This window comes from Kosakonia sp. 1610, assembly GCF_050435845.1.
GTDB classification, from domain to species: domain Bacteria; phylum Pseudomonadota; class Gammaproteobacteria; order Enterobacterales; family Enterobacteriaceae; genus Kosakonia; species Kosakonia cowanii.
The window spans coordinates 91323-102624 of record NZ_JBNDKZ010000008.1 but is presented as its reverse complement, the minus strand read 5'-3'; the positions used below and the strand labels follow the sequence as shown (position 1 = coordinate 102624).

15 protein-coding genes and 1 tRNA gene are annotated in these 11302 nt (G+C 53.8%); 4 read left to right on the top strand and 12 right to left on the bottom strand.

Going from position 1 to position 11302, the window contains the following annotated elements:
- The first annotated feature begins 19 nt into the window (after nt 1–19).
- From fimD to sfmF, 3 genes are read left to right on the top strand one after another with little or no spacing between them, the layout of a single operon-like run.
- The gene (fimD, locus tag ABIC80_RS19235; protein WP_429178308.1) at nt 20–2545 is read left to right on the top strand and encodes an outer membrane usher protein FimD; all 2526 of its coding nucleotides are present in this window, start codon (nt 20–22) and stop codon (nt 2543–2545) included.
- 4 nt (nt 2546–2549) lie between these two features.
- Nucleotides 2550–3545 (top strand): type 1 fimbria D-mannose specific adhesin FimH, encoded by a 996-nt coding sequence (gene fimH, locus ABIC80_RS19230; RefSeq protein ID WP_429178307.1) that lies wholly within the window; start codon nt 2550–2552, stop codon nt 3543–3545.
- A gap of 9 nt (nt 3546–3554) precedes the next feature.
- A complete protein-coding gene (gene sfmF, locus ABIC80_RS19225) occupies nt 3555–4055 on the top strand; it encodes a fimbria assembly protein (RefSeq protein ID WP_094419578.1) in 501 nt (166 codons plus the stop codon).
- 52 nt (nt 4056–4107) lie between these two features.
- Here the strand turns inward: sfmF and fimZ are convergent, their stop codons facing one another.
- Both fimZ and fimY read right to left on the bottom strand, forming a co-directional pair.
- Nucleotides 4108–4740, bottom strand: coding sequence for a fimbria biosynthesis transcriptional regulator FimZ (gene fimZ, locus ABIC80_RS19220; protein WP_042717797.1), 633 nt, complete (start codon nt 4738–4740; stop codon nt 4108–4110).
- Between the two features lie 613 nt (nt 4741–5353).
- Nucleotides 5354–6079 (bottom strand): fimbria biosynthesis regulator FimY, encoded by a 726-nt coding sequence (fimY, locus tag ABIC80_RS19215; protein WP_042717839.1) that lies wholly within the window; start codon nt 6077–6079, stop codon nt 5354–5356.
- 357 nt (nt 6080–6436) lie between these two features.
- Between fimY and ABIC80_RS19210 the strand changes: the two genes are divergently transcribed.
- A tRNA-Arg gene (locus ABIC80_RS19210) sits at nt 6437–6513 on the top strand.
- A 15-nt stretch (nt 6514–6528) separates the two neighbouring features.
- On the opposite strand, the gene ABIC80_RS19205 is transcribed toward ABIC80_RS19210, so the two are convergent.
- The 10 genes from ABIC80_RS19205 to ABIC80_RS19160 all read right to left on the bottom strand — a co-directional run bounded on the left by ABIC80_RS19205 (nt 6529) and on the right by ABIC80_RS19160 (nt 11294).
- Nucleotides 6529–7686 (bottom strand): tyrosine-type recombinase/integrase, encoded by a 1158-nt coding sequence (locus ABIC80_RS19205; RefSeq protein ID WP_429178372.1) that lies wholly within the window; start codon nt 7684–7686, stop codon nt 6529–6531.
- Nucleotides 7569–7904, bottom strand: coding sequence for a helix-turn-helix domain-containing protein (locus ABIC80_RS19200; RefSeq protein WP_094193182.1), 336 nt, complete (start codon nt 7902–7904; stop codon nt 7569–7571). Before ABIC80_RS19200 ends, ABIC80_RS19205 begins: the two co-directional genes overlap by 118 nt.
- 118 nt (nt 7905–8022) lie before the next feature.
- Nucleotides 8023–8298 (bottom strand): hypothetical protein, encoded by a 276-nt coding sequence (locus tag ABIC80_RS19195; protein WP_429178305.1) that lies wholly within the window; start codon nt 8296–8298, stop codon nt 8023–8025.
- Complete coding sequence (locus tag ABIC80_RS19190; RefSeq protein WP_429178303.1) at nt 8298–8516, bottom strand: TraR/DksA family transcriptional regulator; 219 nt, start codon at nt 8514–8516, stop codon at nt 8298–8300. The genes ABIC80_RS19195 and ABIC80_RS19190 overlap by 1 nt, the downstream gene beginning before the upstream one ends.
- 266 nt (nt 8517–8782) lie before the next feature.
- Nucleotides 8783–9463, bottom strand: coding sequence for a hypothetical protein (locus ABIC80_RS19185; protein ID WP_429178302.1), 681 nt, complete (start codon nt 9461–9463; stop codon nt 8783–8785).
- Entirely contained in the window at nt 9460–9687 is a 228-nt protein-coding gene (locus tag ABIC80_RS19180; protein WP_429178301.1) for a hypothetical protein, read from the bottom strand. Before ABIC80_RS19180 ends, ABIC80_RS19185 begins: the two co-directional genes overlap by 4 nt.
- Nucleotides 9684–9902, bottom strand: coding sequence for a hypothetical protein (locus ABIC80_RS19175; protein ID WP_045343381.1), 219 nt, complete (start codon nt 9900–9902; stop codon nt 9684–9686). The genes ABIC80_RS19180 and ABIC80_RS19175 overlap by 4 nt, the downstream gene beginning before the upstream one ends.
- The gene (locus ABIC80_RS19170) at nt 9899–10558 is read right to left on the bottom strand and encodes an MT-A70 family methyltransferase (RefSeq protein ID WP_429178299.1); all 660 of its coding nucleotides are present in this window, start codon (nt 10556–10558) and stop codon (nt 9899–9901) included. Before ABIC80_RS19170 ends, ABIC80_RS19175 begins: the two co-directional genes overlap by 4 nt.
- On the bottom strand, nt 10555–11013 hold the full coding sequence (locus ABIC80_RS19165; RefSeq protein ID WP_429178298.1) for a hypothetical protein: 459 nt from the start codon (nt 11011–11013) through the stop codon (nt 10555–10557). The genes ABIC80_RS19170 and ABIC80_RS19165 overlap by 4 nt, the downstream gene beginning before the upstream one ends.
- Complete coding sequence (locus ABIC80_RS19160) at nt 11013–11294, bottom strand: hypothetical protein (protein ID WP_429178296.1); 282 nt, start codon at nt 11292–11294, stop codon at nt 11013–11015. Before ABIC80_RS19160 ends, ABIC80_RS19165 begins: the two co-directional genes overlap by 1 nt.
- Nucleotides 11295–11302 lie beyond the last annotated feature (8 nt).

Sequence of the window (11302 nt, the reverse complement as noted above, 5' to 3'; positions counted from 1 at the left end):
GGGCGAGTGGTAAACATTTATGACCATAAAATATCCTCCGCGCCGGTTCGCGCTCCCCATGCTGGCCGCGCTATGCCCGCTGGATCTCTATGCTGAACGCTACTTCAATCCAGCGTTCTTATCTGACGATCCCGGCTCGGTGGCTGATTTGTCGCTGCTGGAAAAAGGGTTTCAGCGCCCGGGCAGTTACCGCGTCGATATCTGGCGCAACGATGAATTTATTACCACACAGGATATCCGCTTTGAGCGTGAGGCCAACAGCGCTGCTGGTAAAGCATCGGGCGGGTTAACGCCCTGTTTCTCAGCAGCGCTATTAGCGCGCCTGGGCGTCAATATGGCTGCATTTCCTGCGATGAAGCTCCAGCGAGATCGCGACTGTATTGACATAAGCCAGGCTATCCCCGGGGCACAAACTGCCTTTACCTTTTCAACGATGCGGCTCGATATCGGCCTGCCGCAGGCCTCAATGCATCTTCACGCCCGCGACTACATTCCGCCTGAATCATGGGATGAAGGCATTCCCGCCGCGTTGTTTAATTACAGCTTTAGCGGTAACCATGGCACGCAGCGCGACAGCTATTTTGTGACCCTGCAGAGCGGGCTGAATTATGGCCCCTGGCGGCTACGTAACAGTGGTGCCCTGCGCAACGCAGGCACCGGCAACCGACGCTGGGAAAACATTGCCAGCTGGCTACAGCGGACGGTTGTACCGCTGAAAAGCGAGCTGGTGATGGGGGACAGCAATACGCAGAATGCACTGTTTGATAGCATTGGTTTTCGCGGCCTGCGCCTCTTTTCAGCGGACGCCATGTACCCCGATAGCCAGCAGGGCTATGCGCCCACCGTACGCGGCATTGCACGAACGCCGGCGAGACTCACCATTCGCCAGAATGGCTATGTCATCTATCAAAGCACGGTTGCCGCCGGGCCTTTTACCATCACCGATCTCAATCCGACCTCCTCCAGCGGCGATCTTGACGTTGTGCTGGAGGAGAAAGATGGCAGCGAACAGCGTTATAGCGTGCCCTATTCGACGTTACCGCTGCTGCAGCGTGAAGGACGTATCAAATATGATGTGGTGGCCGGGCGCTATCGCAGCGGCAACCGTCAGTACGCTTCGCCCTTTTTTACCCAGGGGACGATCGTGGCCGGTCTGGCTCATGGTTATACCCTTTACGCGGGTACCCAACTTGCCAGCGATTACACGGCGTTTGCCAGCGGTGCAGGCGTGAATCTGGGCGATCTGGGGGCGCTCTCACTCGATCTTACCCATGCGCGCAGCCGCCTTGCCCGCGACCACAAAGAGCAGGGTGAGTCGCTGCGCTTTATGTACGCCAAATCCCTCAATCAACTCGGCACACACTTTCAGTTTCTGGCATGGCGCTACTCGACGCGCGGTTTTCATACGCTAGACGAGGTGGCGTATCCGGCCCGCGAAAACGCCGTCGGCGAAGTAAAACCATCAGGCGAAGAGAGCGCGAACAAAAAGCGGCGCTTGCAGGCCAATGTCACGCATAGCTTCACCGATTATGGATCGCTCTATCTCTCCGGCATGCAGCAGACCTATTGGGATAAATCGCGTAGCCGGCGCTGGTTGCAGCTTGGCTATGCCGATGGCTGGCGAGGGATGAGCTACGCCCTGTCATGGTCGTGGAGCTACGCTTCCGGCGACCGGCGGGCGGAACGTATCGCAGCGCTCAATATCTCGGTTCCCTTTAGCGCCCTCGGCTTTGGTGCGGGCGGCAGTGCGGCGCAAAACGTCTACGCCAGCGCCAACTTCAACCGCAGCAGCAGCGGGCAGTCCAGCTGGCAGACCGGCATTGGCGGGACACTACTGGAGGAGGGCAACCTCAGCTACAACCTCAATCAGGGGAGCAGTAATTCCCGCGGGTATAACGGCAGTGCCAATGCTCACTGGCAGGCAGCATGGGGCAGGCTTAATCTCGGCTACAACTACGATAAACAGCAGCGTGACTATAACTGGCAGTTCGGTGGCGGCGCGGTAGCCCATGCCGATGGCCTCACATTTGCCCAGCCGCTTGGCGATACCAATGTGCTGATAAAAGCGCCGGGCGCGCAGGGGGTACGCATTGAGAGTCAGCCCACAATTACGACCGACTGGCGCGGTTATGCCGTCGTACCTTATGCCACCGTTTATCGCCATAACCGCGTTGCGCTCGATACGGCTACGCTCAGCGATCACACCGATATTGAGAGTAATGTCGGCAGCGTCGTTCCTACCCAGGGGGCATTAGTGCGCGCCAGCTTCACCACCCGCATTGGTGTACGTGCGCTGCTTACCGTCATGCGCGGCGACCGCGCGGTTCCCTTTGGCTCGCTGGTCACTGAACGCGGCAGCGGCGTCAGCAGCATGGTGGGCGAGGAGGGACAGATCTTTTTAAGCGGATTACCGCTGCGTGGAGAGTTACTGGTGCAGTGGGGAGCGCGCGATCACGAACGCTGTTTCGCCCCGTACACCTTGCCGGAAGCCAGCCTGCAGCAGCCCATCACCCTCGCCAGTGCACACTGTGTCAGTAAAGGATAACGCGATGCGACCGATTTTTGCCGGCGTGTTATGGCTTGCGGCAACGCAGGCCTTCGCCGCCAGTTGTTACAACGCCAAAGGCACCCCTACAGATATTAGTTACGATTTGTCGGAGAGCTTCGATAGCAACAGTAACCAGCTTAATAAAGTGGTTATGCGATCGGAGAAATCAGCGTGGATCGGCGTACGGGCAATCTGCCCCGCGGGAACCCGACAAACCCATACCTACCGAAGTTACGTGACCCGTTTCCCGGTGGAATTTACTGCACACGGATACCGTTATCTGCAAATCTCCCCGCATTTGCAGGCGGCAATGCGCATTAGCGATAGCTACGCCGGTGAGTTTTATCCACCGGGTAACTATATCCGCATGGGGCAGGAGCCGAATGTGGCGAAGCATCGCCCGTTTGGCGTGATGGACTCGCAACTGCTGCTCAAGCTGCGGGTGACCGAACGTTTTATGGACCGAGTGACTATCCCGCAGCAGACTCTTTTTACCGTTTATGTCACCACCGGGGTAAACGATCCGCTGATCACGCCGGTCTATACCATCAGCCTTGGCGGCGTGGTGGAAGTGCCGCAGCGCTGCGAGGTGAATGCCGGGCAGGTGGTGGAGTTTGATTTTGGTGATATTCGCGCCGCACTGTTTAGCGAGGCCGGCGCGGGGAATCGTCCGCGTGGTGTGACGCCGCAAAGCCAGACGGTTTCAATCAGCTGTACCAATGTTCACGCCCGGGCGCACATCTCGGTGCGGCTCGAAGCGGAGAAGTCGGACAACCACATTCTGCTCTCAGATAATCCGGATCTGGGCTTTGTGGTCGCCAATGAATCGGGCCAGCCTTTTATGCCCAATAATATTTTCAGTGTTATCCCGCTTCAGCTCGATAAGAATGCTGCGGCACAGGTCGGTATTCGTGCCTGGCCCGTTAGCGTTACCGGCAAGAAACCGGCAGAGGGGCCCTTCAGCGCCCGCGGATTTTTACGCGTGGAATATAATTAAGGAGCCGTAATGCCCCGGTTTTTACACTTTTTCTTGCTGCTCGGCTGCGGGATCAATGTTGCCGCTGCGCAAAGCAACATTGAACTGCGCGCGAGGGTTATTCACGCCGGATGTGCGGTGGAAAGCAGCGATAACCACAAAACCGTTTCGTTAGGACGCTGGCCGGTCAGGAAGTTGCAAATGGCAGGGAGTATCACCACCCCGGTCGCCTTTTCGTTGAAACTGAAGGGGTGCCCGCCGGGAAGTGTTTCGATAACCTTTTCGGGAAAAGCCGCCAGCAATCCTGCATGGTTAGCGCTCAGCGACGATAAGATGGCACATCAGGTGGCGATCCAACTGCGCGACCACGATCTGTCGCCTTTAGATCTTGAGGCACCCAGCCAGGCCATTAGCGTGGATGGTAATGGCAATTCGCTTTTGCAGTTCTTTGCCAATTACATTGCGCTGGTGAATAACCCTACGCCTGGCATTGCTAAATCAGATGCCACGTTTACCATTAATTATTATTAAGCTTTCTTTTTACGCGAGTGTTTATAAAAGGCCGCAGCTGTTGCGGCCTTTTTTATAAGAGTTCATGCGCCTTGGCATAATCAATCAGCTCAACGATAGTATGAACGCCCAGTTTAGAGAAGATATTTGATTTATGGGCGCTGATGGTTTTGTTGCTGAGAATCAATTGTTCCGCAATCTCTTTGTTCGAAAAACCGTTAGCCAGGTAGCGTAATACCGTGACTTCGCGATTAGAGAGCGGCATATCCCGCGTTTCCCCTTTACGTTTTCCAGGGTGATTAATGTAATTGAGCGTTTCGGAAGGAAAGAAAGAGTATCCGGCAAGAATCATCTTTACCGCATTATAAATATCGTTGAGATCTTTTCTTTTACTGACGAAACCATTCGCGCCTGCGCGGATTGCACGTGCGGCATAAAACGACTCTGATTTTGAAGAGAGAAAAAGCACGTTGACATCTTCGCGTACTGCTTTGATTTTTCTCAATAAAGTAAAGCCGTCAGTCTTTGGTAATTCAATATCCAGAATAACCAGATCAACTTTATTAGCGCGAATAAAATCAAGCGCGCTGCGGCTGTCATCTGTTTTCAGAACGACTTTTACATTCTGGCTTTTCTGTAACAGAACTTCTATCGACATCCTGACGATAGGATGTTCATCCATAATAATGACGGAAGCCGGTTTCATCTTTTTTAGCCTCTGATTGTTTTTTTATGCCTCGTCTACGCAGGTGTGCCACAGACGTTAAGAAGAGTAATTGCCGTTGACGTTTTCTGTGACGAAGATAATTTTCATGGGAAAACCGGTAGCATCCTGGTGTCTGCCAGACTATTTCCCCTCGCAGACTGCGAAGGGGAGAAATAATCTATTCCGTATTAACGCAAGAGAAATGGCGTGCGAGTTAATGCGCTAGATCAATTATACCTGGTAAATATGTATGGAGAGGTCTTATGAGTTAGCGTGAGTTATTTGCCGACAGGAAATCCTGAAGAGTAAAAGAGCATAAAAGATATTTGAATCTATCTGTTATCAATTTTTATTGTTTTAGTGAATTATCATTTTTACGGCGAGCAAAACAAAATAACAAACTGATTGTTTTCAGCGTGTTAAGAAGATGAGTGGCACATTATTCGCGGCCTGAGTGGGTAAAGCATTGTGGAGAGCGGATACCAGAGAAAGCCAGGGGCTCTCTCTGGTACCAGGATTAGTTTGAATTGTTATTGTCTTGTGAAAAAATCACTGCCGAACTGCGCGTTCTTCTCTCTTTTTACCCTGAAGGCAAGATGAGGAGTGGTTTTATTCATAGCGTCTGGTGATGCCTGTTAAGGGTCAGACGATGCAGGAGATGAATAAGACTCTGTCGATCGGGAAGGCCAAGCAGCTTAAGTTGGGTATTGAGTCGGTAAACAACGCGGTGATAGGGAAGGTTGAGTTGTCGTGCGATGCGTTTCATGGTTAATCCTCGCGCCAGAGAAGAGAGAATTTTCCACTCTGTGGCCGGAAAGAGCGGAGCGTGAATACTTCTTTCAGGAGGCACCAACAGCGCCTGGCGGAACGGAACAACGGAGAGATCGCGGGCAATAACATGAAAAGGGCCCGCGGCGCGCAGAAAGCTCATTTGCGCCGGATCGTCTTTTGACGTTAAGAGATAGATATGCAGGCCGCGATTACATAAGTTGGGCTGCCGCAGGGTTTCCAGCGCCTCCAGCCGGGAGGTAGTCAGGGTCTCCATATCGACAATTAAGTGCGACAGATAGGGTTCGCAAAGCTGATGATTTGCCATCTCAAGCGATGGAAAGACCGCATTGCGTTTACCGGAGAAGAGGCAACTGCGCCAGGCATAACTCAAGTAGTGATCGGTGGAGATTAGCGTCTGGCTAATCATATATTCCGGTAGTGCGAAATTGAGCTGCTGAACGAGTTGTTCCAGCGTATCGAAAAGGGGAGGCGTTGCGCCCCGGTAAGGTAGAACCCGATGTGTCGGTTTATCGCTGCGATGTTTTTCTCTACGGATACGTTTTCGCATTTTTCCCTCGCCAACGTATTTTATTTTTCGGCTAAAACGCCCTGTCCATTGAGGCTTTGTCAGCAGCAAACCCACGCTGCATGTCCTGTTTTATGCCCTGTTAAGAGCAACATTTTTACAATCTGATTCATGCAGAAACAGGTACAGATACTTAAAGCCATCTGCGACATTTCCCAAGAAGTGGGGCAGGGTTAAGGCGGGGACGTAGGCGTAACGGCGCATAAACTGGCGGATTGCCGGGAAAACGCGCAGGCGCGTTCACTTCGCAGGCAACCAGCCTAAAATACATTGACTCACCTGGTGCTCACCGTATAATTCCAGGCGTTTCCACCGTAAAGGTGGTGACATTCGCGCAATGCGCCCTTAGCTCAGCTGGATAGAGCAACGGCCTTCTAAGCCGTAGGTCACAGGTTCGAACCCTGTAGGGCGTACCATTTAAAATCAGTATGTTACGCTAATTTTAATCCAGCCTGATTTCCTCCTTGTGTCATGTTTGTGTCATCGCTGCCAAAAATGGCGTCAATTTTCCGTGCATGCTCGGTGAGATGATTCGGCGCGAGGTGTGCATAACGCCTGACCATTTCGATAGACTCCCAGCCGCCCATTTCCTGCAGAACAGACAAAGGCACGCCAGACTGTATCAGCCAGCTCGCCCAGGTGTGCCGGAGGTCGTGAAAGCGGAAATCTTCAATCCCGGCTTTCCTCAGCCCGATGTTCCATGCCTGGTTATCGTCAACGCGCATTTTCCTGACCGCCGGCGTTACCGTTCCGTCTGGCCGGTGCTTTGGCTTGGTGTGAACGAAAACCCACTTCGAACTTTTCCCGATCTGATCCCTTAACACCCTGCATGCGGTATCATTCAGAGCGACGCCGATAGCCTTGCCCGCTTTTGCGTTCTCTGGATTTACCCATGCAACCTTTCTCTGCATATCGACCTGCTGCCACTCCAGATCAAGAATGTTGGAGCGGCGCAGGCCGGTAGCCAGGGCAAAGATAACCACCGGCTTTATGCTTTCCGGCATGCACTCAATCAGCCTTTCGGCCTCATCTCGCGTGAGCCAGCGTATGCGTTTACTGACAGGCTTCTTTGTCTTGATGACCGGAGCGGTCTTAATCCAGCCCCAGTCATTCGCCACAGCACGCAGCAATCCGCGCATAAAGGACAGGTGCTGGCTCTTTGTTGCCTGGCTCACCGGCTTCGCTACGTATGGAGGCGGCTCCTTTCCTTTCCGCACCGCAGAATCACGTCGCGTTTGCCAGATGCGAAGATGTCGGCGGTTGATCATCTTCGAGACCGCATCATTAACCTGTTCGGCAGTAATGGTGGAGATGTCACGCCCGGCGAAGTGTTGCAGGAAAAACTCGATCTTAGTCCTGTCATCGTCCAGGGATCGCTTATCTTCCTTCTCGCGCAGCCATCTGATGCAGCACTCCTCAAACGTCCTCGCCGGTAAATCACCAATCTGATCCACCCGCCACGCTTCAGCCTTTAACTTGTCGTGCAGCTCCTGCGCTTGCTTTTTGTCCCCCGTACCAAGAGATCGTCTAATTCTTTTCCCTGACGGCGTAACGAAATGACAGTGCCAGACGCCGCCCCTGAGGGTGATTGACATAAAAACTCTCCTTTATGTTCACCCGCGCTCGCTGCAACAGGATCGCGCCGGGCGTGTAAATACGCAATACAGGCCGCATCGGTTGTGCGGTATTTGTTCCCGATCTTCTGCCCGGCCAGCTGGCCGGAATCAATCAGCCGGTAGATGGTGCGAGGAGACACGATCAGGAATTCCGCCGCCTGCTGCGCGGTGATTGGCTTTTCAGAAACCATGGTTTACTCCAGGCAAAAAAGAAGCCGCCCGCAGGCGGCAAACATCAAGGGATGATAGATAGGTCTTATCGGTGCTCAGCACCCAACAGGCGACTCAGTGAATCGCCTGTAAGTTGCGTCATTTCAACAAGCCAAGGTCGTAGTTAAGGTGCTCAAGGCATTCACGGTCCTGCTCAAAGCAGTAGTCATATTGCGCTTCCCATCCGTGGTATTCCCGCACAAGTTGCCACTTCCAACCACCCGCGTGCAGAACCCGGCGCACCTTCCTTTTTACCAACCGATCAATATCGAATATCACTCCGCCGCCACTGCCTATCCCATTGCGTAAAACGTCCAGATCAACTTCAATCACACGATACAGCCTTGGCAGTTTTGGCAATTCGTCTATTCGCATCACATGCCCCTTTGCTTGCGCTTCAGTTCGATAATTCCCTGGCACTCGGCGCACATCTGGCAGCCCGGCATCGCCGCGCGCCGCGGTGCGGGAATTTCCTCCCCACACTCCTCGCAATGCTCAGCCGATACCGCGCTGTGGTCGATGCGGAGAGCGGAAAGGGCAGCGTTACGCTGAAGCTCTTCAATCTCTGATGCGTTATCGATGATGTCAGCCATTGCGTGCTCTCCTGCGTTTCTTGGCGGCCCGGCGCGCTGCTGCGATGCCAGTTTTTCCGCTGCTCACCGGATAGCTAAATCCGGCATAAAGGGAAGGGGACAGGGTGGCGTTGCTCCACGATTTAACGGATGCCAACGTCCCGGCCGTTAAGGCTAGAATGATTGATGCTCGATTCATAGATAATCCCGGAACTGTTGGTTAATACGGTTGAAGGTGAACGCAAGCAATAAAAAAGGCCGCTTTAGCGACCTGGTGATTTTGGCTTTCATGCGCCACCGCCTTCGATGCGTTTAAATTCGATAACCCAAACCCACGGATTAGCCTGCCAGCTGTCTTCGCCGTAGATGGATTGCCACAGCACGCCATAACAATCCCGCATTGATAAATGGGACCAGTCACTTGGCTCACCTGGGAAAAGCTCAGGAAGAGCAGATGTTGGATAATCGCCAGCAAAACCCTCAGCATCTACGTCCTCATCACTGATGTTCTGCAACCGCTCCACCCGCACGCCGGTAATCTCCAGCGTGATGCGGCTGGCCCAGCGCGGCATATGGATTGAAGGTCGTAACGTTCCAGGAGGAACTTCAGATCTGCTTGCTGGGTAGATAACGTTAGGCCAGGGACCATCTTTTAGGTCGTGAGGTCTGCCCGGGAATTTCCAGTCTGCATCAAAAGCTGCAAACGTCTCCCGCACCCAAATGCGATCGCCCACATCGCCAAAGTGGCAAGCATCACCAACTAATCCGCCCCAGCCGCCTTTTCCGTTCTGCATCTCTTCTTCGATATGAAGCATTGTTTTAAATACGTTACTAGGCCACCAATGCCCGCCCTTCTGAAGAGTGCAAGGAGTTGGCTGAGGTTTCATAATCCGCCGCGTCTGCGTCTTCCGTCCGTCGAGAATGGCGCGCACCATCTCAGCGTTGAAAATCATTGGGCGTTCTTTCATGACTTAACCCACCCATTACCCGTCACATTGCGGATAACGCCAAGCTTACGCAGCGCCTGCAATCTGCGGTCGAGAATGCGGAACGGCTCGGGCTTGCTCTTTTCTGTACCCGCAATCAGCCTGCATTCCTGCGCAACATCTCGCACAAAAATTCCTGAAAATGTGATTGGACTGTCACCGATGATCTGCAAGATTGCATCGTCCAGTTTTGCGTATTTAGTCACGACTCCACTCCATAGCGCCCATTCATGCGCCCAATTCGGCTAACGAATGCCACAAGGCTGACGCCCATAGGCTCTATCTTTGCGTGATGCTTTTTGAGGATCGGAGGCACCACTGAATTCCATTTCGGCTTTGGCCGGGCTTTCATGGCCTGGCGGATTTCGTCCACGCATTTACGGCCCTGCGCGCGGATGGCGTTTTCGATTTCTGGTGTCATGACGCCTCCGTTTTCACAACGTCGATGGCGCAGCCGGGAAGCAGTTCTACAGCGGCGGTGGTGCACTGATTTCCCCAGTGATGCCAGCCTGGCGCCGCGCTGCGGCTAAACAGCTCAATGCGAGGCACATCGCCGTACAGCAACTCCAGCCGGTGGCGTACTTCCCACGGTTTTTCGCTATGCGCGCCGAGCGGGCTGTATACCACCTGCTTAATCCCGGCATGCTTTCGCTCCAGCCCGGCGCCGCGGGTGGCAATCAAGAGGTCTTCGGTATTTGCCCGGGTGTGGTTGCCTCCATTCATGCGCGTCTCGGCGTTAAGCAGATCGAGGAAGTCGTAAAAGTCGCTGACCTCACCCTCGGCCAGCGCCTTGTTGATGCGTAGCTCGGCATTCTGATTCAGCTTCACCCAGGTAAAGCCTTTCATCGTGCGAACGGTAAAGCCCCACGCCTCGGCCAGTTCTATCGCCTCCCGGTTATGCGTGCCGGTGTACCACATCGCCAGCACAGCGTTTTCGGCAGATAGCTCCCACACTGGCAGGCGCTTAATGTCGATTAACTTCATGGTGGAGTAGTGATCGGCTGCGGCGCCGTTGCTGATGGTGTTTCCGTAAGACCAGGGTGGATCGGCGTAGATGAGTGAATATTTAGCCGTCATGACTCACGCTCCGGGTCGAACTCAGGCCAGTTATTTCGCTCGTAGTTGGCTTTCAAACGACGGTCCCCAACTTCCTCAACGCTGCGCCCGGTCATTTCAGCGACCTGCTCATTGTTGTAACGCCAGAGCAGGGCGAGCTCTTCGCGTGTCCATTCAGACATAATTTTTCCTCCTGACTTTCGTGCCAGTGAGTTGCGCTTATTGCGCACGGAGATAATCGAACGACCGGTAGCTACTGCTATCTCTTCGATGCTGAATTGACCAAAGAGGAATAGCTCAGCATCGGTCCATGTCCTGCCGTTCATTCGACTGAGAAGAGACGCGCCGATGCGCGATGCCTGCCGGGTGATTGCTGATTCCGATCGCTCAAGCTTCGCTGCTATCTCGGGGAGGGGCATCTTTGCCCCAACCTCATGCAGGAACAGGTTTTCAAATGGTTGCCATCGCTCAGCCATCACCCGGACTCCTTGAGTCGATAAACCACACCCCCAATGCCACCGTTACCCCAGGGTTCCGCAACTAGATGGGGCATGACCTGCGATAACTGCGCGGCGCCAATGAACGTTTCCTGCATCTCAAGCGCAGGAGCCCACCCCTCGTAATAAGGTTCGTGGTAGTTGAGGGTGATGCCCCCGATATGCGCCAGCGCGCCACGGGTGGTTTGTGAGCGGTGAAATTCGGTGATGTGGTTGCGAGTATCTTTACGGAGGGTGGACAAAATCTGCTCTGGATTCATTCTCCCTC

Bases quoted from the DNA above. Each gene is read 5' to 3' on its own strand.
- fimZ (WP_042717797.1), bottom strand. From the start codon at position 4,740: ATGAAACCGGCTTCCGTCATTATTATGGATGAACATCCTATCGTCAGG.
- ABIC80_RS19195 (WP_429178305.1), bottom strand. From the start codon at position 8,298: ATGCGAATAGACGAATTGCCAAAACTGCCAAGGCTGTATCGTGTGATT.
- ABIC80_RS19175 (WP_045343381.1), bottom strand. From the start codon at position 9,902: ATGACACCAGAAATCGAAAACGCCATCCGCGCGCAGGGCCGTAAATGC.
- fimY (WP_042717839.1), bottom strand. From the start codon at position 6,079: ATGCGAAAACGTATCCGTAGAGAAAAACATCGCAGCGATAAACCGACA.
- fimH (WP_429178307.1), top strand. From the start codon at position 2,550: ATGCGACCGATTTTTGCCGGCGTGTTATGGCTTGCGGCAACGCAGGCC.
- ABIC80_RS19190 (WP_429178303.1), bottom strand. From the start codon at position 8,516: ATGGCTGACATCATCGATAACGCATCAGAGATTGAAGAGCTTCAGCGT.
- ABIC80_RS19200 (WP_094193182.1), bottom strand. From the start codon at position 7,904: ATGGTTTCTGAAAAGCCAATCACCGCGCAGCAGGCGGCGGAATTCCTG.
- ABIC80_RS19185 (WP_429178302.1), bottom strand. From the start codon at position 9,463: ATGAAAGAACGCCCAATGATTTTCAACGCTGAGATGGTGCGCGCCATT.
- ABIC80_RS19160 (WP_429178296.1), bottom strand. From the start codon at position 11,294: ATGAATCCAGAGCAGATTTTGTCCACCCTCCGTAAAGATACTCGCAAC.
- sfmF (WP_094419578.1), top strand. From the start codon at position 3,555: ATGCCCCGGTTTTTACACTTTTTCTTGCTGCTCGGCTGCGGGATCAAT.
- ABIC80_RS19170 (WP_429178299.1), bottom strand. From the start codon at position 10,558: ATGACGGCTAAATATTCACTCATCTACGCCGATCCACCCTGGTCTTAC.
- ABIC80_RS19165 (WP_429178298.1), bottom strand. From the start codon at position 11,013: ATGGCTGAGCGATGGCAACCATTTGAAAACCTGTTCCTGCATGAGGTT.
- fimD (WP_429178308.1), top strand. From the start codon at position 20: ATGACCATAAAATATCCTCCGCGCCGGTTCGCGCTCCCCATGCTGGCC.